This is a genomic window from Dietzia lutea (assembly GCF_003096075.1).
GTDB lineage: Bacteria > Actinomycetota > Actinomycetes > Mycobacteriales > Mycobacteriaceae > Dietzia > Dietzia lutea.
The window spans coordinates 2,798,529-2,820,878 of sequence record NZ_CP015449.1; the positions used below are offsets into that span (position 1 = coordinate 2,798,529).

The 22,350-nt window shown below is 69.4% G+C and carries 24 protein-coding genes; 10 read left to right on the forward strand and 14 right to left on the reverse strand.

What is annotated here, in order from left to right:
- Positions 1-10: 10 nt before the first annotated feature.
- Both A6035_RS12830 and A6035_RS12835 read right to left on the reverse strand, forming a co-directional pair.
- Positions 11-691: a hypothetical protein gene (locus tag A6035_RS12830; RefSeq protein ID WP_235026590.1), complete on the reverse strand. Its 681-nt coding sequence runs from the start codon at positions 689-691 to the stop codon at positions 11-13.
- 139 nt (positions 692-830) lie between these two features.
- Positions 831-3,413 (reverse strand): helix-turn-helix transcriptional regulator, encoded by a 2,583-nt coding sequence (locus tag A6035_RS12835; protein ID WP_162534001.1) that lies wholly within the window; start codon positions 3,411-3,413, stop codon positions 831-833.
- A gap of 166 nt (positions 3,414-3,579) precedes the next feature.
- Between A6035_RS12835 and A6035_RS12840 the strand changes: the two genes are divergently transcribed.
- The 3 genes from A6035_RS12840 (at position 3,580) to A6035_RS12850 (ending at position 5,845) form a co-directional block, all read left to right on the forward strand.
- Positions 3,580-4,059 carry a hypothetical protein gene (locus A6035_RS12840; RefSeq protein WP_108848097.1) on the forward strand — a complete coding sequence of 160 codons (480 nt, stop codon included), beginning with the start codon at positions 3,580-3,582 and terminating at the stop codon, positions 4,057-4,059.
- Positions 4,056-5,525 carry an alpha-L-fucosidase gene (locus A6035_RS12845; protein WP_108848098.1) on the forward strand — a complete coding sequence of 490 codons (1,470 nt, stop codon included), beginning with the start codon at positions 4,056-4,058 and terminating at the stop codon, positions 5,523-5,525. The genes A6035_RS12840 and A6035_RS12845 overlap by 4 nt, the downstream gene beginning before the upstream one ends.
- A gap of 80 nt (positions 5,526-5,605) precedes the next feature.
- Entirely contained in the window at positions 5,606-5,845 is a 240-nt protein-coding gene (locus A6035_RS12850; RefSeq protein WP_108848099.1) for a zinc-ribbon domain-containing protein, read from the forward strand.
- 29 nt (positions 5,846-5,874) lie between these two features.
- Here A6035_RS12850 and A6035_RS12855 read toward each other — a convergent pair whose 3' ends face one another.
- Positions 5,875-6,153: a WhiB family transcriptional regulator gene (locus tag A6035_RS12855; protein WP_108848100.1), complete on the reverse strand. Its 279-nt coding sequence runs from the start codon at positions 6,151-6,153 to the stop codon at positions 5,875-5,877.
- 144 nt (positions 6,154-6,297) lie between these two features.
- Here A6035_RS12855 and A6035_RS12860 point away from each other — a divergent pair, with 144 nt between their 5' ends.
- From A6035_RS12860 to A6035_RS12870, 3 genes are all read left to right on the forward strand, one after another.
- Complete coding sequence (locus A6035_RS12860; protein ID WP_108848101.1) at positions 6,298-6,933, forward strand: helix-turn-helix transcriptional regulator; 636 nt, start codon at positions 6,298-6,300, stop codon at positions 6,931-6,933.
- 178 nt (positions 6,934-7,111) lie between these two features.
- A complete protein-coding gene (locus A6035_RS12865) occupies positions 7,112-7,990 on the forward strand; it encodes a DUF1295 domain-containing protein (RefSeq protein WP_108848102.1) in 879 nt (292 codons plus the stop codon).
- 445 nt (positions 7,991-8,435) lie between these two features.
- Positions 8,436-9,203: a hypothetical protein gene (locus A6035_RS12870; protein WP_108848103.1), complete on the forward strand. Its 768-nt coding sequence runs from the start codon at positions 8,436-8,438 to the stop codon at positions 9,201-9,203.
- A 298-nt stretch (positions 9,204-9,501) separates the two neighbouring features.
- On the opposite strand, the gene A6035_RS18770 is transcribed toward A6035_RS12870, so the two are convergent.
- On the reverse strand, positions 9,502-9,777 hold the full coding sequence (locus A6035_RS18770; RefSeq protein ID WP_108848104.1) for a WGxxGxxG family protein: 276 nt from the start codon (positions 9,775-9,777) through the stop codon (positions 9,502-9,504).
- 692 nt (positions 9,778-10,469) lie between these two features.
- On the opposite strand from A6035_RS18770, the gene A6035_RS12880 reads away from it, so the two are divergent.
- The gene (locus A6035_RS12880) at positions 10,470-11,339 is read left to right on the forward strand and encodes an NAD(P)H-binding protein (protein ID WP_108848105.1); all 870 of its coding nucleotides are present in this window, start codon (positions 10,470-10,472) and stop codon (positions 11,337-11,339) included.
- Between the two features lie 294 nt (positions 11,340-11,633).
- Positions 11,634-12,107 carry a hypothetical protein gene (locus A6035_RS12885; RefSeq protein ID WP_108849277.1) on the forward strand — a complete coding sequence of 158 codons (474 nt, stop codon included), beginning with the start codon at positions 11,634-11,636 and terminating at the stop codon, positions 12,105-12,107.
- 42 nt (positions 12,108-12,149) lie between these two features.
- Here the strand turns inward: A6035_RS12885 and A6035_RS12890 are convergent, their stop codons facing one another.
- The 6 genes from A6035_RS12890 to A6035_RS12915 form a co-directional block, all read right to left on the reverse strand.
- Positions 12,150-12,305, reverse strand: coding sequence for a WhiB family transcriptional regulator (locus A6035_RS12890; protein WP_235026580.1), 156 nt, complete (start codon positions 12,303-12,305; stop codon positions 12,150-12,152).
- Between the two features lie 44 nt (positions 12,306-12,349).
- Positions 12,350-13,417 carry an acyl-CoA dehydrogenase family protein gene (locus tag A6035_RS12895; protein WP_108848106.1) on the reverse strand — a complete coding sequence of 356 codons (1,068 nt, stop codon included), beginning with the start codon at positions 13,415-13,417 and terminating at the stop codon, positions 12,350-12,352.
- Entirely contained in the window at positions 13,414-14,583 is a 1,170-nt protein-coding gene (locus A6035_RS12900) for an acyl-CoA dehydrogenase family protein (RefSeq protein ID WP_108848107.1), read from the reverse strand. The genes A6035_RS12895 and A6035_RS12900 overlap by 4 nt, the downstream gene beginning before the upstream one ends.
- Complete coding sequence (locus A6035_RS12905) at positions 14,570-15,793, reverse strand: acyl-CoA dehydrogenase family protein (RefSeq protein ID WP_108848108.1); 1,224 nt, start codon at positions 15,791-15,793, stop codon at positions 14,570-14,572. Before A6035_RS12905 ends, A6035_RS12900 begins: the two co-directional genes overlap by 14 nt.
- Before the next feature lie 84 nt (positions 15,794-15,877).
- Complete coding sequence (locus tag A6035_RS12910; protein ID WP_108848109.1) at positions 15,878-16,696, reverse strand: SDR family oxidoreductase; 819 nt, start codon at positions 16,694-16,696, stop codon at positions 15,878-15,880.
- Between the two features lie 25 nt (positions 16,697-16,721).
- Entirely contained in the window at positions 16,722-17,486 is a 765-nt protein-coding gene (locus A6035_RS12915; protein ID WP_108848110.1) for an SDR family oxidoreductase, read from the reverse strand.
- A 104-nt stretch (positions 17,487-17,590) separates the two neighbouring features.
- Between A6035_RS12915 and A6035_RS12920 the strand changes: the two genes are divergently transcribed.
- Positions 17,591-18,058 (forward strand): MaoC family dehydratase, encoded by a 468-nt coding sequence (locus A6035_RS12920; RefSeq protein WP_108848111.1) that lies wholly within the window; start codon positions 17,591-17,593, stop codon positions 18,056-18,058.
- A 52-nt stretch (positions 18,059-18,110) separates the two neighbouring features.
- On the opposite strand, the gene A6035_RS12925 is transcribed toward A6035_RS12920, so the two are convergent.
- The 3 genes from A6035_RS12925 to A6035_RS12935 are packed head-to-tail and all read right to left on the reverse strand — an operon-like array spanning position 18,111 to position 20,602.
- Complete coding sequence (locus A6035_RS12925; RefSeq protein ID WP_108848112.1) at positions 18,111-18,623, reverse strand: thioesterase family protein; 513 nt, start codon at positions 18,621-18,623, stop codon at positions 18,111-18,113.
- Positions 18,620-19,570 carry an NADPH:quinone oxidoreductase family protein gene (locus A6035_RS12930; protein WP_108848113.1) on the reverse strand — a complete coding sequence of 317 codons (951 nt, stop codon included), beginning with the start codon at positions 19,568-19,570 and terminating at the stop codon, positions 18,620-18,622. Before A6035_RS12930 ends, A6035_RS12925 begins: the two co-directional genes overlap by 4 nt.
- Positions 19,571-19,600: 30 nt before the next feature.
- Positions 19,601-20,602 carry an NADP-dependent oxidoreductase gene (locus A6035_RS12935; RefSeq protein ID WP_108848114.1) on the reverse strand — a complete coding sequence of 334 codons (1,002 nt, stop codon included), beginning with the start codon at positions 20,600-20,602 and terminating at the stop codon, positions 19,601-19,603.
- A 177-nt stretch (positions 20,603-20,779) separates the two neighbouring features.
- On the opposite strand from A6035_RS12935, the gene A6035_RS12940 reads away from it, so the two are divergent.
- Complete coding sequence (locus A6035_RS12940; RefSeq protein WP_108848115.1) at positions 20,780-21,556, forward strand: glucose 1-dehydrogenase; 777 nt, start codon at positions 20,780-20,782, stop codon at positions 21,554-21,556.
- 10 nt (positions 21,557-21,566) lie between these two features.
- Here A6035_RS12940 and A6035_RS12945 read toward each other — a convergent pair whose 3' ends face one another.
- A complete protein-coding gene (locus tag A6035_RS12945) occupies positions 21,567-22,250 on the reverse strand; it encodes a TetR/AcrR family transcriptional regulator (RefSeq protein ID WP_108849278.1) in 684 nt (227 codons plus the stop codon).
- Positions 22,251-22,350: the final 100 nt, after the last annotated feature.

Genomic DNA, 22,350 nt, shown 5'->3' on the forward strand with positions numbered 1-22,350 from the left:
GGCTGCGGCCTCACACCACCCGCAGCCGGGTCTGCGACCGGGCGAGCTCGTAGGTCTTGACCAACCAGAACGCCGCGAACGCGTACAGGGCCGCCGCCTCCACCGCGAACAGCACCGCCCACGACTCCACCAGCCACGCCACGACGAGCGCCAGCACCGGAAAGACCAACACCAGCACCACCAGCACGCGATAGGCCACCCGGTATCGCCGCCCCACCCGCGGGTCCCGCACGGAGTCGAGGGTCTCCTGGCCGTAGAAGAAGATGGACAGCGAGGCCAACACGAAGAACGCGACGGCGGCCACGGCGTGGATCACGCTCGAGGCCGTCGGCGCCGCCCCGGGCATGGCAGGATCCGCGGTGGGAAACAGCGCGACGACCACCGCGAGCACACCGGCGAGGTTGAGCAGCAAGTTCTCGCCGCGGGTGTATCCGCGGTAGGCCACCAGGGCGACGCCGATCGCCACCAGGATCCCGACGAACAAGCTGCGCGCCGGCGTGTAGTAGAACGCGCTGAGCGAATCCATCATCTCCACGCGCGGATCCACCAGCGCCCACACCACGAGCGCCGGCGGGAGGACGAGCGCCCCGCCCGCGATGAGGATCCGCAGCACGAAGTACGTCTCGATGATGTAGTCCGCCGGTGCGTCACAAAAGGTCGTGAGCCGGCTCTGCGGCTGATGCGTGGTCATGGAGGCGCCTTCCCCTCGCGGTTCTGATGCCGAGGGCCGCTTGGCCCGTCACCGCCATTGTGGCCTCGGCGTCCGACAGCGGGCGCGGGCGGACGCAGGCGGGCGCGGCATGGCGCGGGCCGGTGCGCGCGGCGCGCGATCAGGTGGCGCGGCCCGCCAGTCGCGCACCGGTCTTGGTGTAGATCCGGTTGAGGTGCCCCTCGACCGTCCGCTTGGACAGGTGCAGCTCGGCGGCGATCTCGGCGTTCGTCAGCCCCTGTCCCACCAGGTCTGCGATCTCCGACTCGCGGCGGGTCAGCTTCACCCCGGACGTGGCCGCGCCGCTCAGGTGCGCGAACCCGGCGCGGGCGCTACTGATCTCGGTGGTCGCGAGCAGCCGCTCGGCGAGGGTGTGGTGCTGGGAGCCGGGCGAGGCGACGGCACGAGCGCGGTCGGCTGCCGCCGCGGCCATCGCCATGAGACCGAACTCGCGGGCCCGGCGGGTCACGTCCAGAAGTCGCCGCGGGCTCTCCGCCAGGGTGGCGGCGGCGAGTTCCTGCAGCATCTCAGGCAGGTCGCCGGCGACCTCCAACTCGCCGACGAGCCGGCACGTCTCGCGGTCGGCCATGAAGAGACCGGGCATCGAGGCGCGGATCGCGGCACCGTGCAGTCCCTCCTCCGCCAGCGCCCACACCGCCTGCCCCGCCGCGTCGCGGTCCCCCACACAGAACAGCGCACCCGCCTCGGCGGCTCGGGTCTCCGGCCCGACCGGCGAGTTCGTGTGGTTCGGCAGTGCCCGCATCCGGCGCAACTGCTCCTTCGCGCCCGCGGCCTGCCCGGAGAGTGCCAGCGCGAGTGCATGGAGGGAGAGCACGCGGGGGAGGAAGTCCTCCGGGCCGTCGACCTCGATGGTGTCGATCGCGTCGGCTGCGGCGATCGTGGCGGACGGCAGGTCGCCGGCGAACAACGCGATCTCCGCGTCGGCAGCGCGGCGCAGTCCGTGGTCGATGCGCACCGACTCCACGTGATCGGCCGCGCTGAACGACGAGAGTTCGCCGCCCAACGCGGTTATCCCGTACCCGTGCAGCACCACGCAGAGCAGCGCCGAGAGGTACTCCTCCGACGCCCACGCGACGTGCCCCATCGACCGCGCGCGCCGGGCCAACCTGCGCAGGAGAGACAGCGCGGCGTCGGATTGGCCGAGCGCGTCGAGCGCCAGGGCGTGAATCGCTTCGAGGCGCCGCTCCCACTCGACGGGCAGCGGCGCGTCGAGTGCGTCGTACGCGCGGGCCGCCTCGCGGTACTGGCCGGAGTAGGACAGATGCACCACGGTCAGCGCGTCCAGCACCGTGTGGGCCGGATGGCCCGGCGGGAGCAGTCGGTGGGCGTCGGCGATCATCGGCAGCGCGGCGTCGGGCCCGCGATCGCGGTAGTGCGCGAGGTCGGCGCGGGCGGTGACGATCTCCATGAGCACGCGGATGAACTCGCCCGACGCCGGGTCGCTGAGGGCGGCCGGGTCGGCGGGGTCACCGGAACCGGCCGCGGCGGCTCCACGACTCCCCCGCTGCAGGGTGACCATCGCCTGGTCGAAGAGGATCGCAGCCTCGGGCAGTCGCTCGAGCAGGCGCAGGCACGAGCCGGCGACCAACCCCAGTTCAGCCTGCTGGATCGGCGTCATCGCCAGCCCGGCGCGCTGAGCGGTGTCGTGGAGGCTGCCGCCGGTGCGGTAGTCGTGGGCGTCGAGCGCCGCGTGTGCTGCGGCCAGCACCGCCTCGGCATCGACCGGCCGTGCGCGGCCGAGCGCCCACAGCACGATCCGCGGGTCCGGCCGAGCGGCGGCCGCCCCGGCACCTGCAGCAGCCCCGGCCTCCGCGCCCGCCCCGGCACCGGCACCAGCGGCGATCCCGGCCCGGTCGAGGACCGCCTCGTAGACCTCCCGACGCCGACGGTGGTCCGCACCGGCCCGGAGCGCGGCGGCGAGGACGGGCGGCTGCACGGTGAGCATCTCGACGCCGTCCTCGAGCCGCTCGGTCAGCAGGCCGCGGGCGATGAGGTCGCAGACGAGGTCGTCGCCGTGGAGGTCTGTGAGTTCGGGCAGGCTGATGCGGCGGGCGAGCGCGGCAGTGGTCAGCGCCTCGGAGAACGCCGCGGAGTCCGCCCCCACCCACAGCCGCGGGTCCACGGTGACCTCGGCGATCGCCGTCCCGGGATCCACGGTCAGCTCCATGCGTTCGCGGGTGCGGCGGATGTACCCGCGGCCGGCGAGGTCGTCGAAGGTGGCGCGGAGCGCGGCCATGTTCCCGTACGAGCAGGTCCACAGCGCCTCGACGAGCCGCGCCGACAGGGGGATGCCCACGACCGAGGACACGATCTCCTCGGACTCGCCGCGCGTGAGGTTCCGCAGTGGCAGGCGGGTGGTGCGGGCGGCCACCTCGTCGTCGTACCCCGGCGGTAACGGTGCCCCGAGCCGGGCGGACGCCACCAGCACGGCGCCGTCCGGCACGGCGGGTGGGGCACCCCCGCCCGACGCCGAGCCGGGCACCGCGCGGTCAAGGTCGTCCCACACCACCACCGCGACGCCCGCGGCGCGCAGACCGGCGGCGATGTCGGCCGCGCACTGACTCGCGCCCGCGCCCGGCGGCCCCACGATGAGCACGCCGCGCCGGGTGTCCACGCTCAGGGCGACCGCGCGCGCGACGGTGTCGGACCGCAGCACCGCACGGCTCTTCCTCCACGCGGTCACGCGATCTCACTCCCGTCCGGCCGGCTCGCACCAGCAGCTCACGGTCACGGAAAAAACTCAGGTGTGTCGCACTCTATCGCCCGCCGGGGCGCGCCCATGAACATCAAGCGAAACCTGATCACCACCGCTCCGCCGGGGTGCGGCCCTCGACCCGGGAGGGGTCCTCATGCAACGTCCCACATCCGTCTCCGTCGCCTCGTGGATCTGGCTCGGCTGCGCCCTGCTCGGCACGGTCGCCGTGTCCAACATCCTGCTCGCGACCGAGTTCATCGCCGTCTTCGTGGGGGCCGGTGGCACCGAGGAGGAGTTGGCGGCCAGCCAGGTGATCGGCGTGGCGGGCGTGATCGGCGCCGTCATCGCGATGGCCGCGGTGGCCATCCAGGTCGTCGCCGCGGTCGAGCTGCGCGACGGTGCGCGCTGGGCGCGCGTGCTGCTCACGATCTCCGCGGCCCTGGCGCTGGTCGGCGCCCTGATCGACCTCACCGACTGGTCGGCGTGGGTGCTGGTCGCCGCGAACGTCGTCGCCCTGGTCCTGGCGTACGGCGAGTCCGCGTCCGCGTACCTGGACGCGCAGCGGCGGGGCGCGGCGTCGGTGCCGGTGGCCGGGGCGGGATCGACGACGACGACGCGACGGCAGCACGCATGAGTCAGTCCCCCGGTTGGGCGCGCTTCGCCGGGCGTGAGCTGCCCACCTGGTACGACGACGTCAAACTGGGCGTGTTCGTCCACTGGGGGCCCTACTCGGTGCCCCGGTGGGCTCCGCGCGTTCCCGACATCCAGCGGCTGATCCGCGACGGCGGCCCACGCCGGATGCTGCGCGAGAACCCGTACTCCGAGTGGTACCTCAACTCCATGCGGATCCCGGGCAGCCCGACCGCCGAGCACCACGCCCGCACCTACGGCGCCGACCACCCGTACGAGCGCTTTGCCGAGGAGTTCGGCCGCGAGTCGGCCGACGCGCATGTGGAGCAGATCGCCGAGCTGGCCGCGGCCGCGGGCGCGGGGTACGTGGTGCTCACGACCAAGCACCACGACGGCTACACCCTGTGGCCCTCCGCGCACCCGCATCCTCGGCTCGGCCGCTACGGAAGCGAGCGGGACCTGATCGGTGACCTTTATGACGCCGTGCGGGCGCGCGGGATGCGCACGGGCCTCTATTACTCGGGTGGCTACGACTGGCCGTACAACGACGCGCTGCTCACCGGCCCGGCCGACATGCTGCTCGCGATGCCCGACGACCCGACGTATGTGCGGTACGTCGAGGGGCACGTCCGCGAGCTCGTCGAGCGGTACCGCCCGTCGGTGCTGTGGAACGACATCGGGTGGCCGGCGTCGTCGGACCTGCCGGCGGTGTTCGCGGAGTACTACGCCGCCGTACCCGACGGGGTGGTCAACGACCGCTGGGCCCGGGCCGATTCCAAGCGCGGCTGCGCGTCGGAGGCGGTGCTGCGCGGGCTGGGTGGTCTGGTCCAGCTGGCGTGGCGGTGGCTGCCTAAGGACAGCCGCGAGCTGGCCTTTCGCCCCTCGCCGCACCATGACTTCACGACGCCGGAATACTCGCGCCTCGACGAGATCGCCGAGGACAAGTGGGAGGCCGTCCGCGGGGTGGGCCACTCTTTTGCCGCCAACCGCAACGAGGACCCGGCCGACATCATCACCGCCCGCGAGCTGATCCACATGCTGGTGGACGTGGTGAGCAAGAACGGCAACCTGCTCATCGGAGTGGGGCCACTGCCCGACGGGTCGGTGCCGGCCGAGCAGCAGGCGCCGCTGCGCGCGCTCGGTGGCTGGCTGCACGAGAACGGCTCGGCTGTGCGGGGTAGCCGCCCGTGGCTTATCCCCTCGGCGGTGGCCGGCGACGGCACTCCCGTGCGGTTCACCCGCACCAGCGGCGACGTCAACGTCATCACCCTCGGTACGCCCACCTCGACTGAGCTGGTCCTTCCCGGGTTGACCGCCAGCCCGGGCGCGCGGGCGCAGCTCGTCTCGACGGGGCAATCGCTTGAGGTGAGCGACCGCGGCGATACCCTGTGCGTGCGACTACCGGGACGGCTGCCCGTCTCCCCCGCGCACGTGGTGCGGCTGAGCGGGGAGATCGGGCTCCGGCGCTGAGGCGGTGGCTCGAGTGCCGCGCGGCGATCGCCCGCCCGCTACCGGCTGCAGACCGACCGCCACGCTGTCACGCTGTACGCATGCTCGTCATCTTCGGCTTCAAGAACTCGTCCCGGAACCTCGGGCTCGCGCAGGCCACTTGCCCGCGGTGCGGCAATCGGGCGGCGCAGCGGGTGGATCGGCGGAAGCGAGCGTTCTCACTGTTCTTCATCCCGATCATCCCGCTGGGCTCGTCGTACGAGGCGACGTGCACGGCCTGCGGCGCCACCACTGGGGTCAGCCGCGGCCAGGCCGAGCAGATCCTGGCCGGCGCGTACTGAGTCCCGTGCTCGCGCCGGCCGTGTTCGCCCTAACCCGTCCGGTGTCGCCCGGCCAGCCGATGTCGGTCCGATTCGGTCATCCCGCCCCAGACGCCGTAGAGCTCTCCCGCGTCTATCGCGAACTGTCGACAGATATCGAGCACCTGGCAGCCCGCGCAGATCGCTTTGGCGGCGTCCTCTTTCCGACGGCGCACGCTCTTGGGCTCGTCCTCCGCGCTGTAGAAAAGGTCGTTGTGCCCGAGGCACGCCCCTTCGTCCCTCCAGCCCCAGAACTCAGACGTGGGCTTGAGATTTCTGAACCGTGGCACTCGGGCTCCTGTCGCGATGGGTGAGGTGCTGGCTGTGGAAATGCACAAAGCCAGCGACGAATCGTCTCACTCCGCAGACGTAGAGCGGCACACCCCTAGGGGTGTATAAGTCTCGGCCGCGTGGTCTACCACTACGCTTTGGCCATGCCGGTCAGAGTGTCAGTCGTCGACGACTATTCCGTCGTCATCGCCGGGGTAACCGCCTTCCTGGCTCCGTACTCCGATCGGATCGAGATCGTGAGCAGGCAACGGGGCACGAGCGGTGCCACCGAGGTGGACGTGGCCCTCTACGACTCGTTCGCTTCCCCGTTGGGGAGCAGCACTCGCCTCGAGGCGCTTCTGCAGGATCCGACGATCGGCTCGGTCGCCATCTACTCCTTCGCCTCCGACCCGGTCGCGATCCGCGACAGCCTCGACGCCGGGGCTCGCGGGTTCCTCTCGAAGTCGCTGGATGCGGCCGATCTGGTGAGCGGCATCGAACAGATCGCCGCCGGGCACCAGGTGACCGCGACGGGTTCCGACGCGGACTCGGCCGACCAGTCGATGCGTCCCGACCGCTGGCCCGCCAAGCAGGCAGGACTCTCGCCACGGGAGGCCGAGATGATCGCGCTGATCGTGCAGGGCCTGTCCAATGACCAGATCGCCGAGTGGTGCTACCTCTCGCCCAACACGGTCAAGACCTACATCCGCTCGGCCTATCGGAAGATGGGTGTGACCACGCGCGCGCAGGCGGTCACCTGGGGCATCAGGAGCGGCCTCAAGCCGGATCTCCGGTCGTGAGGCACAGTGTCATTCGCCGCATCGCGCCAGGTCTGATTCGGTGAGAGGCTCGCCGGAGTCCGCGACGATCTACTCACCCGGACGGAAGACCCGCACTCCGCCGGGATAGGAGTCGGCGAAGTAAACTGTCCGTCCCATTCTCCCTTACGCTCCGCGCCCACCGATCTACCCTCCAGCCATGAGCCGAGGCGCTTCTCTCCTTCGAGTCACGACCGCGTACGTCGTCGCCATCGCGGCCGGCCTGGTGTGGCTGCTCGCAGGCCCCGACACCGCCCACCTCTGGCTGGACGGCCTGATCGCCGACCTCATCGCGACGCTCGTCGTATTCGCGTTCAGCCGGGCGTACGGCAACTCGAGCACCTACGACCCGTACTGGTCGGTGGTCCCGCCGCTGCTCGCGCTCTACTGGTGGATCGCGACAGGCGCCCCGACCGACGACCCCCGCTGGTGGCTCATGATCGCCCTCCTTGCCGCGTGGGCAATACGCCTGACCGCCAACTGGGTCCGCACGTTCCCCGGCATGCACCACGAGGACTGGCGCTACCCGATGGTCCGCAAGCGCGCCGGGCGCCTTGAACTGCCCGCGGACCTGCTCGGCATCCACGTCTTCCCGACACTCGTCGTCTTCGCGGGCCTCATCCCCGTCTACGTCGTCGCCACCCGCCCGGGCGAACCGCTCGGCCCGCTCGACGCCGCGGCGTTCACCGTCGGTATCGCCGCGCTGACGCTGGAGACGATCGCTGACCTGCAGATGCACCGCTTCCTCGCCACCCGCCGACCGGGCGAGGTCATGCAGTCGGGCGTGTGGTCGTGGTCGCGGCACCCGAACTACGTCGGCGAGTGCGGCATCTGGCTGTCGATGGCGATGTTCGGCTTCGCGGCCCTACCCGGCGCGTGGTGGGTGTTCGCGGGCGCGGCGGTCATGCTGGCGATGTTCCAGGCGGTGAGCATCCCGATGATGGAGCGCCGCAGCCTCGAGCGACGACCGGACTACCGCCAGGTCGTGCAGCGGGTCTCCCGGTTCATTCCGCGTCCTCCCCGGAGAGCCCTCGCCTGAGCCGCGCCCGTCTCAAACAGACCCCAAGAAAGAACATCCGACGACGACGAGCCCCGCCCACCCAGACCGCCCCGCGGCCGCCGGGTGGCGCGGGACCGGCCCGCCACGCCCTCGTCAACGGCCGCCACAGCCGACCATGCCGCCCGGTCCATCGCCGCTGCGACTTCCTCTCACCAAGGAAAGTCTGAACAACCGTCTACCAGGGGGCCGCCACCGCTTGGATCCGCCGACCACCGCGCCGACCCGCACCTGCGACATCGCCGCATCCCGCGTCTGCCCAGTTCACAGGGTCGGATCCACAGCTGCGGTTACCCGAGCGACCCGACTCGACGCCCCTACATCCGCCAAAACCTGGACACTTCGCAACGTAAACGTTAACTTGGCCGAGTAACACCACTGTAACGGTGGTCACCCCCTCGCCCATCGCCTTCCCCCAGGGACTCCCATGCGCTCTCAGCCCTCGACCCGCGCCGTCCCGGCCCTCACCGCCGCCCTGGTCGCCGCCGCGCTCCTGCCCGCGACCGCCGCCATCGCATCGGCCGACCCCACCCCGACCGCCGACTCCCCCGCCACCTGCGCGACCAGCCAGACGCGGACCTTCAGCTGGCCGGGCAGCCTGGGCACCGACTACCACCTCACCAAGGAGGTGGTGGGCGACGGCACGGCGGCACCGGGCGGGACCGTGACGTTCCGCACGACCGTCAGCGGAGCCGGGGCGCTGGTCACCCGCATCGAGGACTTCCATCCGCAGGGCTTCATCACGGTGAGCGCCCGCGAGAGCGTGTGGAAGGTCTTCGGCGGGCAGACCTGGACCACGGTCACGGATGACGTGCGCACCAACGCCGAGACGTCGTCCGTGTACCGGGAGAGCTCGGGATGGACCACGGCCGGCGGCGCGCACGCGACTCTGGAGACCACCTACCGGGTCCCCGACGACGCCACCCCGGGCGAGGTGTTCGATACCGGCGCGGGGATGACGGTCGCGCTGGCGAACGGCACCAAGGTCGCCAATCCCATCGGCACGTGCGTGACAATTCGTGAGAAGAACGCGACCGAGCAGGTCGCGGGCAGCCTCGAGGGCTTGGGGCTGGGCTCGCTCACCACCGGCTCGACCACCCTGGAGGGGATCGCCGGCAGCCCCGCGACCTTCTCCGCCGACCTCATCAATCAGATCGACGTGGGCCAGCTCCTCGCCGGGGTGGCCGGCAGCTGACCGCAACGCCGGCGCAGGGCCTCAGCTCCCTCGGTCTGGCGTCGCCGAGTGGTCGCACTCGTTCACGTTTCCCCAGGGCGGGTTCAGGTGGCCGTCGACAAGAACCTGCGTTCGTGACCACCCGCCGAAGCGCTTCACGCCAGCTGGTCGTTCACCGATCACGTCGGCACGATCGACGCCGACGTGGAGCACGCCCGCAGATGTCACTCCATGTGCGGCACCGCCCAGCCCCTGCCCGCGATAACGAACAGCCCGCCCCCTCGCGAGGGGGCGGGCTGCTAGAACTAGTGCAGCGCGATCAGACGCGCGGGTTCCCGGCGGGGCCGCCGGCGTTCGGACCCGTCCCGCGGGCGTCGTGTCGAACGTGGGCGGTGTGGTCCGGCTCGCGGCGCTTGAGGCCGGCGAGTCCGAGCAGACCGAGGAGGCCGGCCAGGCCCCACAGGCCCGTCTTGTCGCTCTCCTGCTCTTGGACCGTGTTGGTGGTCTGGGCGGTCTCGGGGGTCTGGGCGAACGCGGTCGCGGGCGCCAGGGCGAGGCCGGTGGCGATTGCGGCTGCTGCGATGGTCTTGCGCATGATGGTGCCTTTCTGTCGATGGCCGACTAAGGCCTGACCTCCGGAGTGAGGTGCTTAGGTATCGGCCCGGTGAGCAGCGGGGTTACACCGGTAGAGCTCGCTAGGGTCCGGATGGAGCCGCCCACAGACTTTTCACAGCCGGAGCGCCCAAGTCGAGAGATCCACCACAACAGGCCCCTCCTCCGCACTCCCGTCAGCGAATGACCAACGCTTCAAAGGGTGCCCTCATCTTCGCCTTCCGCTTGGGACGCCTGATCGCACGGGAGCGCTACTGAACTGCGGTTACTGGCATTCCGCGACTGTCCGTCCGCGCAGGCGGCGTGATCTCAGAACCCCTCAACCGGGGCCGGTGACCGGATCGCAGTTGGGGGCACTGACGCCTAGCACCCTGAAGCGGACGTTGACCTCACGCGCCACTTTGATGAGAACCCGCTCGATTTTCCATTCCGCGCTCGGCGCTTATCGCTGGGCGCTGGCCGCCGCGGGGCCTCAGCGCGCCCCGGCAGGCAACGCCGAGGGGTCGCAAACGCCCACGTTTTCCCAGGTCGCCGCCGCCGAGAACCTGCACTTGCGACCACTCGGTGCGGCGCTACTCACCACCAAGCGGACAGAACCGGTCCGCACCGGCTCGTAGCCTCACTCCACGAACGGGAAAACGCGCACACAAGAGCGCGCCAGGCAGAAGGGACCCCATGGAGATCGCCGTCACCACCCCTCAGGGCAACGTGGGCCGCCACCTGACGCGCATGCTCATCCGCGCAGGGGTCAGGCCGGTGCTGCTCACCCGCCACCCGGACCGGATCCCCGCCGACGTCGCCGAGCACGCCGAACCGAGGCAGGCCGACTCCCGCGACCCCGGCCAGGTCATCGCCGCCACGGCCGACGTCGACGCCCTCTACTGGGTCGACCCGCCCGCCGAGTCCCCCGATCCGCTGACCGACTACCGCCGCGCGACCGAGTCCATCGTCGCCGCGATAGAGGCGAACTGGATCGGCCGGGTCGTCTTCCAGAGCAGCGTCGGGGCGGAGAAGCGCCACGGCGCGGGCGAAATCGACGGTCTCGCGGACACCGAAGTCGCCCTTGACCAGTCCAACGCGGCCGTCACGCACCTGCGCTGCGACTACTTCTTCACCAACCTGCTGTTCGAGGTGGAGTCGCTGCGGGCCGGCCGGCTTCAGACCGTGCTGCCCCTCGACGCGCCCATGAGCTGGGTCGCCCCGCGCGACATCGCGGAGGTCGTGGCGCTCACCCTGCTCGACACCGGGTGGCACGGCCGGCGCGTGCAGGGCGTCCACGGCCCCGAGGACCTGTCGTGGGCCCAGGTCGCGAGAATCGTCACGGAAGAGCTGGGTCGCGAGGTCCGCGTCGAGCGCATCACCGATGAGCAGATGCGCGAGCGGCACCTCGGCGCGGGAATGCCGCCGGCCTGGGCGGACGCACTCCTCGGCATGTCGACCGGCCTGCGCGACGACTTCGTACCCGAACAGGCCCGCTCGATCGTCACCACCACCCCGACCAGACTCCGCAGCTGGGTCCGCGAGGAGCTCGCCCCGCTCGTGTAGTCACCGCCGGCTGGCTCGCTCGTGTAGCCACCGCCGGCCGCCTGGACAGTGCCCGTGACCGAGCCCCTCGCTCGTGCCGTCCACCCCGTGCCGGTCACATCCGCGCCGCGACGGGGCACACGTGGGAAGGGGCGACGACGACGAGCGCCACCACCCCCGACCAACCCGCGAACCCAGAGTCCGCGAGACCGGCCGTGTCAGGCCGTGCTGGAACGGAGGCACCCTCCAAGGGCTGCCTTCGCTGCTAGCGTGACGAGTTCGCCCAAGTGAACGAGGAGTTCCGCCGTGCCCCTGATGTGCCCTGCTCGGCGGAGGTTCAACCTCGCGTTGGCGATCGCCGCCGCGTCGACCGTCCTCGGATCCGCTGCTGCCGGCGCCGCCCCGGCCGACGCCGCACCCGCCGCGCCTGCTCCCGCGACCCGCGGCCTGCCCGGGAGCGTCACTGACGTGCTGGGCCCGGCCGACCCGGCCTTCTGGGACGCGGCCGTCCCCGGCACCAGGATCGCGACCCCGGTGGATCCCCGCGACGAGGTCATCTGCCTGACGGGCTTCGTCCCCAAGCTCAACTGCTGGACCAAGGAGAGGGACGTGCTCGCCGCGACGATGCGCCCACTCGCCCATGTCGACATCCCCATGATCGGCGGGCCGCCGCTGCGCATCTGGGTGGATCTCCCGCGGTGGGGCGACGGCTCCACCGGCGAAGAACCCATCAGCGAGTGGACCACCGACGCGATCCTCTGGTGGCTCTACGGGCGTTCGCCGTCGTAGCGCGCGACGTTCACTCCACACTGGGGCGAGGGACCTGCGGACTCACCCCGTCCGACGCCGCCCGGCCAGCTTGTGCCGGTCCGATTCGTTCATGCCACCCCAGACGCCGTAGAGCTCGCCGCCCTCGATCGCGAACCCCCTGCAGGCCCCGAGACCTGGCAGCTGGCGCAGATCGCCGTGGCGGCATTCTCCTTGCAACGGCGCACACTCTCGCGGTCACACCCGTTCACGACACAGGGGAGTCACGCGGTGAGATCGACAAGAGGGGCGAGATCCGTCCGGTGCGCGTCCGGAGTGCCGAGCGCCAGCTGGTCAGATTTCGCCCTCTTGAGCCTGGTATGGACCCAGTGCTCCCATGTCATGGCGATTCCGCCGTGCAACTGCAGCGCTTCCTCGGCGGCACGGACCGCGATGTCGGAGCACCACGATCCCGCGACGGCTTGAGCTATGCGCGCCTCATCGTCGTCTTCTGCGAGGCTTGCGGCGGCGTGACGCGCCGCGGCCTGCGCCTGGACGACCTGCAGGTAGAGGTCGGCCAAGCGGTGCTTGATCGACTGAAACGACCCGATAGGCCGCGCGAACTGCACGCGGGTGCGGGTGTACTCGACGGTCCGCTGCAGGCATTCCCTGGCGAGGCCCACCTGCTCGGAGGCCATCAGCGCGGTCCCGGCAGCGAGTGCAGCATCGACGGCCTCCACCGCGGCGTCACCGGAGGCGAGGGGGTGGCCTTCCGCCCGTACAGCCACGCGGGCGAGCGGCCTGCTCATGTCAAGTGACGTGAGTTGCTCGACGTCCACATCGACGCGGCGAAGAAGGTTCAGCGAGACGGTCCCGTCACCGGAATCCACCGGAAGAAGGAAGTAGTCCGCCTCCATAGCTCCGGCTACCGGCTCGATCACGGACTCCCCGGTCGGCCACGCACCCCGGCGGGCGGTCCACGGAACCAGCAGAGCGGCCGTCGCCCGTCCCTCGGCCAGTTCCGACAGGATCCCGCGGTCCCCTACACGAAGGAGGCACGTCGTCGCGATCACAGCACTCGTCAGGAACGGAACGGGAGCTACCGTGCGCCCCAGCTCCTCGAGCACTGTCGCCGCTTCGCGCGGGCCCGCACCGGATCCTCCGAGCTCCTCTGGAATGAGGAGGCCAGCCAACCCCACCTGATCTGAGAGAGCCCTCCGCAGCGGGGAGGTGTCCGTGTCAGGGTCGTCGTAGATCCTGCTCACGAAGTCGTCGTCGATAAAGCGGTCGAGCGTCGAGCGGACACTGTCCCGGAGTGCCTCTTCCACGTCGCTGTACAGCAGATCGGTCATCGGGGAACTTCCTTGAACGGGATGCCCTTGTCAGGGCGGTGGTCAGCGGGGAGCCCGAGCACACGCTCGGCGACGACGTTGCGCATGATCTCGCTCGTCCCTCCCTCGATGGAGTTGCCTTTCGCTCGCAGATACCGGAAGCCGGGTCCGCGGCCGAGGAACGAGGGCCGCTCCGTGCGGGTCATGGTCCAGTCGTCGTACAACAAGCCTTCTTCGGGCGCGAGCTCGAGCGCGAGTCCGCTGATCTCCTGAGCCTGTCGGGCGAACGCGAGTTTCATCGCGGAGCTCTCCGGTCCGGGAACCCCCGCCTCGAGCTGCTGGCGGAGCCGAACCCCGGCGAGTCTCGTCACCTCCGTCTCAACCCACCAGGCGAGCAGTTCCGCCTGAGCGCCAGGTGTGCGGACCGAGGGATCACGACGCCAGCGGTCGGCGACGACCCCGATCTGGCCGGCTTCGCGCGCGGCACCGGCGCCGATCGCGACGCGCTCGTTGTTCAGTGTGGCCGTCGCGACCTTCCACCCCTGGCCGACGTCTCCGATCCTGTCACTGTTCGGAACCCGGACACCGGACAGGAAGACCTCGTTGAACTCTGCCTCTCCGGTGATCTGTCGAAGGGGTCGGACCTCGACACCCGGGTCGCTCATGTCCACGACGAAGTACGTGAGTCCGGCGTGCTTCGGGACCGAGGAGTCCGTGCGCGCGACGAGTATCGCCCGCTGCGCATGGTGCGCGCCCGAGGTCCAGACTTTCTGCCCGTCGACGATCCACGTATCGCCGTCCAGCCTGGCCCTGGTGGCGACGGCCGCGAGATCCGAACCCGCGCCGGGCTCGCTGAACAACTGGCACCAGATGTCCTCGCAGGTGTAGATCCGGCGGAGGTACCGCTCCTGCTGGTCGGCGTCGCCGAAGGCGAGCAGCGTCGGAGCCGCCATCCCCATGCCGATGGAGTTCCGGCCGACATCGGGTGCGGGTGCGCCGGCCGCGGCCAAGAGGGCATCCACTCGCTCCTGCTCACCGCGCGATACCCCCAGGCCGCCCCTGCCGCGGGGGAAGTGCACCCACGCGAGTCCCGCATCGAACCGGGCCCCGAGGAACTCGGCCTTGTCGGTGGTGGCCGGGTCATAGTGGGACAGTAGGTCGCGGACCTTGTCGTCAAGCTCCGGCATGGCTTCTCACCTTCCTGATCTCGTTCCGGGCGAGTGCGTTCTTGTGGACTTCGTCCGGTCCGTCGGCCAGGCGCAGAGTACGGACCTGGGCGAACCATGCCGCCACGGGGAAGTCCTGGCTCACGCCTCCGGCACCGTGGATCTGCACGGCCTTGTCGAGGATCCACTCCACGGTGGCCGGTGCGGCGATCTTGATCGCCTGGATCTCCGTGTGTGCACCCTTGTTGCCGACGGTGTCCATCAGCCATGCGGCCTTGAGCGTGAGCAGTCGGATCTGTTCGATCCGCACCCGGGACTCGGCGATCCAGTCACGGACGACGCCCTGATCGGCCAGCGGCTTACCGAACGCTTCCCGGCCGGAGGCACGCGTGACCATCAGTTCGAGGCTGCGTTCCGCGATACCGATGAGTCGCATGCAGTGATGGATGCGCCCGGGGCCGAGTCGGGCCTGGGCGATCGCGAACCCGTCACCTTCCCGGGAGATCATGTTCTCCGCCGGCACGCGGGCGTCGGTGAAAACGATCTCGGCGTGCCCACCGTGGTCCCGGTGGTCGTAGCCGAAGACCTTCATCCCTCGGCGGATGTCCACGCCTGGTGTCTCCCGCGGGACGATGATCATCGACTGCTGGCGATGCCGGTCGGCATCCGGATCGCTCTTCCCCATCACGATGAGAAGTCGGGCATTCGGGTCCATCGCGCCGGAGATGTACCACTTGCGGCCGTTGATGACGTAGTGGTCCGCGTCCCGGACGATCGAGGTCTCCACGTTCGTCGCATCAGAACTGGCGACTGCCGGTTCAGTCATCGCGAAGGCCGACCGGATCGAGCCGTCGAGCAGCGGATCGAGCCACTCCTTCTTCTGCTCAGGAGTGCCGAACATGTGCAGCACTTCCATGTTGCCCGTATCCGGTGCCGCGCAGTTGGTCGCGAGCGGAGCGATGTGCGGGCTCCGGCCGAGGATTTCGCACAGCGGCGCATACTGGAGATTCGTCAGTCCGGCACCGGACTCCCCCGGAAGAAAGAGGTTCCACAGTCCCTGGCGTCGGGCCTCCTCTTTGAGGTCCTCGATGATCGGCGGTGGGTTCCAACTGTCCGGCGAGCTGTCCAGCTGCTCCTCGAATATCCTCTCCGCCGGATAGACATGGGTCTCCATGAAGGTGGTCAATCGCTCTCTCAGTTCGAGCGTGGTCGGATCGAAGTCGAAGTCCATGTCGCTTCTCCTGATGTCGGGGGCAGTACTTCTCTGACTCACCGGTGGGGCACCGCGCTCGGCTGGGCTGCGCCCCGGTGACGGTCAGTGCTCCGCGAGGGTGCGGGCGTACCGCTGCATGCCGCGAATCCACCGATCCGGGTCCTCGGTCTTGCGTCTGGCGAACTCGCGGACCTCGGGGTGCGGCAGGATCAGGAACCTCTCTTCCGAGATCGCGACCAGCACGTCCTCGGCCACAGTGCGCGGGTCGAGGACGACGCCTGCGCCGGTGACCGCACGGGCTGCCTGGCCGCCGCCCGGGGCATCCTCCTGCAGACCTCCGTTGAGCAGGTCCGTGTCCACTCCCATCGGGCAGAGGCAGCTCACGCCGATACCCTTGTCGCCATAGGTGACGGCCATCCACTCGGCGAACGCCACGGCGCCATGCTTGGTCACCGAGTACACAACCGATCCGATCTGCGTGAGCAGACCCGCCGCGGAGGCGGTGGACACGAAATACCCGTTGCCGCGCTCGAGCCAGCCCGGCACCATCACGCGCGCGGCACGGACGTGCGCTAACAGATTGACCTCGAGTCCCAGACGCCACTGGTCCTCATCGGCTGCCAGACCCGCCGCTTCACCCACACCCGCGTTCGCCACGAAGATGTCCACCGGCCCGAGCTCACGCTCGGCGACCGCCACCATCTCCGCGATCGTCCCGGGGTCCGCGGCATCGCCCGCCACCGCGGCGACGGTTCCGACGCCGGCGACCTGCTCCAGTCGCCCGGCGGTCGCGTGCACCTTGTCGTCGTCGATATCCGAGACCAGTACGCGGGCACCGGCCTCCAGAAACTGATGCGCCAGTGCCGCCCCTATGCCCCCTGCGGCACCGGTGACGATGGCGACCTTGTCCCGGACCTCCATGAGTTCCTCCCGTCAGCCGATCGGCTCAATCGCACGGCGAGCCGGCGACGTAGATGACCTGCCCCGTCACGAAGCCCGCGCCTTCGCTGGCGAGGAACGAGGCGGTGTGGGCGATGTCTTCCGGCTTTCCCGTCCGGGCCACGGCGGCCTTACCCGCGGCCGCCTTCTTCAGCTGTTCGAACTCGACACCGATCCGCTCGGCCGTCTCTGCCGTCATCTCGGTTTCGATGAACCCGGGGGCGATCGCGTTGGCGGTGACCCCGAACTTGCCGAGCTCGATGGCGAGCGTCTTGGTGAAGCCCTGCATTCCGGCTTTCGCCGCGGAGTAATTGACCTGACCCCTGTTTCCCTGCGCGGAGGTCGACGAGAGATTGACGATGCGGCCGAACTTCTCCCGGGTCATGTACGCCTGGCAGGCCTTGGTCATGAGGAAGGCGCCGCGGAGATGGACGTTCATCACGGCGTCCCATTCCGATACGTCCATTTTGAACAGGAGGTTGTCGCGGATGATCCCGGCGTTGTTGACGAGGACGGTCGGCGCGCCCAACTCCTCGGCGACCCGCTCGACCGCGGCGTCCACCTGGGCAGGGTCGGTGACGTCCGCTCCCACGCCGAGGGCTTCTCCGCCGTCGACAGAGATCCTTTCCGCGACGGCGCGGCAGGCGTCCTCGTCCAGGTCGAGCACCGCCACCGCCATCCCGTCCGCCGCCAGTCGTGTGGCGATTCCGGCGCCGATACCCCTGGCGCCTCCGGTGACGATCGCGACTCGACGGCCCTGTTCAGGGTTCATGCTTCTCCTCGGGTGTGCGGGTGAGCTGGACCACACCATAATTGAATCCGGGTTCAGTTTCAAGTAACTTCGCAACGGAGACCCCGACCGCGAGGAGTTCTGCCATGGCAAGCCCACAGCACCGTCCGTCGTCCGTTGAGGACCTTGAGAATCTCGTGGACGTGGAGATCGGCCCGACCGGCTGGCACGAGGTCGACCAGGCTGCGATCAACACCTTCGCCGACGTCACGGGCGATCACCAGTGGATCCACGTCGACCGGGAGAAGGCGGCACAGAGCCCCTTCGGCACCACCATCGCCCACGGCCTCTACAGCCTCTCGCGGACGCCCGCCCTTCTGCAGGAACTGCTGGCCGTCAACGGATTCGCGCACGCCCTCAACTACGGCTACGACCGTGTGCGGTTCATCCACCCGCTGCCGGTCGGTTCGCGGCTCCGGCTGCGGGCCCAGCTGACCACGGTGGACGAGGTCGCACCCGGCCAGGTGCAGGTCGTCATCAAGCTCACGGTCGAGGGCGAGGGCATCGACAAGCCCATCCTCGTCGCCGACTCGATCAGTCGCTTCGGCAACTGACCACGCTCCGGTGTCCGCGGGCGCCCGTGGACACCGGAGGATGCCGACCGGGTCAGCTCCTCACCCGGATCGTCCCGCTCAGCGGCGCCGACCACGCCAGCGCTCCATGGCCGCGGATGAGCGCATCGAGACGTTCGGCCGCCCCCGCCCCCCACTCGGACGTGCGCCGGTTCGTCAGGTCCACGTGCGCCTCGAGCATCTCCAGAACGTTGACAACGGTTCCGGTGCGGTGGTTCACCACGAGCGACACCGCGTGAGCCACCTTCCTGCCCCGCGCGATCCACCGCACATGAACGCTGACCCTGTCCCCCACGAGGACCTCACCCAGGAACCGGATGTGCTGCTCGATGCTGAACGTGCCGGCGCCGGCGTCACGGCGGTACTCGTCGTGCAGGTCCAGCGACCGGATCGACTCTTCGGCCGCGCGAAGATGCAGGGTGAAGTAGTGGCTGACGTTGACGTGGCCGTTGCCGTCCTCCCACTCCGGCGGAGCGACCTCGTCGACGAGGGCCGGGAGATCCGCGACCACCTGGTCAGCCGCGGGCAGAGTAGTCGGCTCGCTCATGGGATCAGGATCACCTTCCCCGTCACCTGCCGGGTGTCGAGTGCCGTCAACGCCGCGCTGGCCTCACTCAAGGGGTAGGTGCCGCCGATAACCGGCGTGAGCGCCCCACTACGCAGATGAGGTTCGAGTGCCTCCCATTCAGTGCGGATGTGTCCAGGACGGCGGAGCGCGTAGGCGCCCCAACCGACACCGACCACCGACACGTTGTTGAGCAGCAGGCGATTGACCTTGACGACCGGGATGTCGCCGGCGGTGAAGCCGATGACGAGGAGCCGGCCCTCCTCGCGCAACACCCGCAGTGAATCGGTGAAGCGGTCACCACCCACCGGGTCGACGACGACGTCGATGCTGCGCCCCACGTCGTCGCGGAACCCGTCCACGAACACGACCTCGTCGGCGCCTGCCTGTCGGGCGATCTCCCCCTTGGCCTCCGTCGAGACCACCGCGACGACCCGGCCCGCACCGAACGCCTTGGCGACCTGGATCGACGCCGTCCCGATGCCGCCCGCCGCGCCGTGCACCAGGACGGACTCCCCTGCCCGCAGGCCACCGCGCTCGATCAGAGCGAAGTAGGCCGTGCAGTAGTTGAACAGGAACGCCGCCCCCTCCTCGAAGCCCACGTCGTCCGGGAGCCTGAAGGTCAGGTCCGGCCGTGCGAGGACCTTTTCGGCGAACCCACCGAGCATGCACAGTGACGCCACGCGGTCGCCCGGCGAGAGGTCGGAACCCTCGGGCGCCCGGGTGACGACTCCGGCGACCTCGGCCCCCGGGACGAACGGGAGGTCCGGCTTCATCTGGTAGAGCCCCCGGGTCTGCAGTAGCTCCGGGAACGCGACGCCGGCCGCTCTGACATCGATGGCGATCTGATCGTCCGCCCCAGGGTCCGGCAGGTCGACCACCTCGACCGCGTCGGGCCCGTCAAGGGTCGAGATCTGAACAGCACGCATGGGGTCTCCCCTCTCTTCTAATGGACCGGCTCAGACCTTGAGCAGGAGCTTGCCGGTGTTGACGCCCTCGAACAGGCCGAGCAGGGCCTCGGGAAAGGCCTCGACACCCCCGTCGAGAACGGTTTCGGCGGCGACCAACCGGCCCTCGTCGATGAGACCGGCGATCGCGTCGACGGCTTCCCCGTAGCGGTCCCGATAGTCGAAGACCACGAAGCCCTCCATCCGCGCCCGGAAGACCAGGAGCGACATATAGCGCCGCGGACCTTCGGGCAGGGACTCCTCGTTGTACGCGGAGACCGCGCCACACAGGACCACGCGTGCACCGCGGGCGAGGTTCGCCAGCGCGGCGTCGAGGAGTTCTCCGCCCACATTGTCGAAATAGATGTCCACGCCATCGGGAGCCGCTGTCCGGACCTGCTTGAGCAGGTCTCCCTCGCGGCGGTCGATGACCGCATCGAGGCCGAGACCGCGCAGCCATTCCGCCTTCTCCTGTCCGCCGGCCACGCCGATGACCCGGCACCCCCTGGCCTTGGCGAGCTGTGCCACGATGCTCCCGACCGCACCGGCGGCGGCGGACACCAACACCGTGTCGCCGGGTGCGACGGCACCGACGTCGGTGAGCCCGAAGTACGCCGTCATCCCGGGCATCCCGAGCGCACCGAGCCACGTCTCCATGGGCGCGCGGTCGAGATCGAGCCGCGACACCCCGGCCCCGTCGGAAACGGCGTACTCGCGCACGCCGAACGTGCCACTGACGACGTCGCCCACCGCGTAGCCGTCATGCTTCGAGGCGGTCACCGTTCCGGCGGCAAGGGCGCGCATCACCTCACCGATTCCTACCGGCGGCACGTACGAACGAACGTCGTTGAGCCAGCCCCGCATCGCCGGATCGAGCGAGATGAGCTCGACTCGGACGACGAACTCGCCCGGTCCGGGCTCGGGCACCTCCACCTCGGCAACGTCCCAGGTGCTGCTATCCGGATAACCCTCGGGGCGCTGCGCTAGTCGGACTTCCTTCGAGTACGTGGGCATGGCAACTCCTGGGGCTCCGGGAAAATGTCTCTGTCGGCTGTCTCCACGGACGCTAACAAACAACCCGAACCCGGATTCACATTATTGTTGAATCCGGCTTCAGGTTCCGCTAGCGTCCCCTGTGTTGCGCGGCGCCGCGTCTGCGAGCCGATTGCCACCCCGACTCCAAGGACGGTTATGGATCCGAAGTCCCTGTTCTCACTCGAAGGCCGCGTCGCTCTGGTGACCGGCGGTTCCCGGGGGATCGGTCGCATGATCGCCGAGGGATTGCTCGGACAGGGCGCACGCGTCTACATCTCGGCACGGAAGGCCGAGGCCGCGGAGACCGCCGCGCGCGAACTGTCGGAGTTCGGGCCTTGCGTCGCCCTCCCGGCCGACGTCTCCACACTCGACGGGATGGAGGGACTGCTCTCCGCATTCCGATCACACGAAGACCATCTCGACATCCTGGTCAACAACGCCGGGGCAGCGTGGGGTGCGCCGTTCGACGAGTTCCCCGAGTCCGGGTGGGACAAGGTCATGAACCTCAACGTCAAGGCGCCCTTCTTTCTGACGCAGAAGGCACATGACCTGCTTCTCGAGGCCCACCGCCGGGGAGGCCACCTCGCGAAGGTCATCAACATCGCCTCGATCGACGGAATGTCCCTCAACCCCTGGGAAACGTACTCCTACCAGGCGAGCAAGGCCGGGGTGATCCACCTGACAAAGCGTATGGCCGTCAGACTCGCGCCCGAGGGGATCATCGTCAGCGCGATCTCGCCCGGCGCGTTCGCGTCGGAGATGAACAAGAACGCCCGGGACAACGCCGACGAGGTGAGGACCGGAATCCCCTCCGGTCGCATCGGCAAACCCGAGGACATGGCGGGCGCGGCGATCTATCTCGCTTCCGATGCCGGCGACTACGTCGTCGGCAGCGCCCTGGTGGTCGACGGCGGGGTCAACATCACCCGCTAGGAAGCGACGCTCACTCCGACCGCCTCGCGAACTCGGGAGCGGTGAGGCCCAGCGCGTTGGTCCACAGTCGCGTAGCGGTCTCGACCAATACATCGATATCGTGATCGATCCCGAAGACGAAGGCTTCGCTCGCGAGCCGACCCACCATGGCGGACAGCGAGATGGCGGCGAGCCTGGCATCGACTTTGACGTCTGCCAATCCGCGCCTCTGCAGATCGGCGATCGCCCTCGCATTCCTCGACACGAAAGCGTCGGAGCGCGCTTTCCGCACCGCACGGAAGCGCGGGTCCACCGCGGCGACCTGATGGAGCAGCTGGTTGAGCTTGGCGTTCCGTTCATACGCCTCGAAGTACGCCCTGTTGCTGGCGAGGATGATCGCGACCGGGTCGTCGGCCTCCTCGATTCTCCCGGTTCCCGGGTGGAGCATATCGTTCTGCGCTTCGTGCAGCACGGCGGCGAAGATCTCTTCTTTACTGTCGAACCACGTGTAGAAGCTGCCGATCGAGCACTGTGCCTCGGTGACGATGTCCACGAGCCTGGACTCCACGAATCCGTCGCGTTCGAACACGGTACGGGCACCCGAAATGAGACGGTCCCTCGTCCGTTTACCGCGAGCCGTCTGCGGCTGGTGTCCGAGCTTCTCGCTATCCACCAGCCCGGGAACCGCAAACTCGGCGTTGTCGTCGTCGAGCATGGTCACACCCTAATACCGGCCGTCCGCGACGCCGTGGGCACACCGACGACATCGCCGCGGTCACTCCCCGACCGGCCCCGCTCACCCACGCACCGGGACC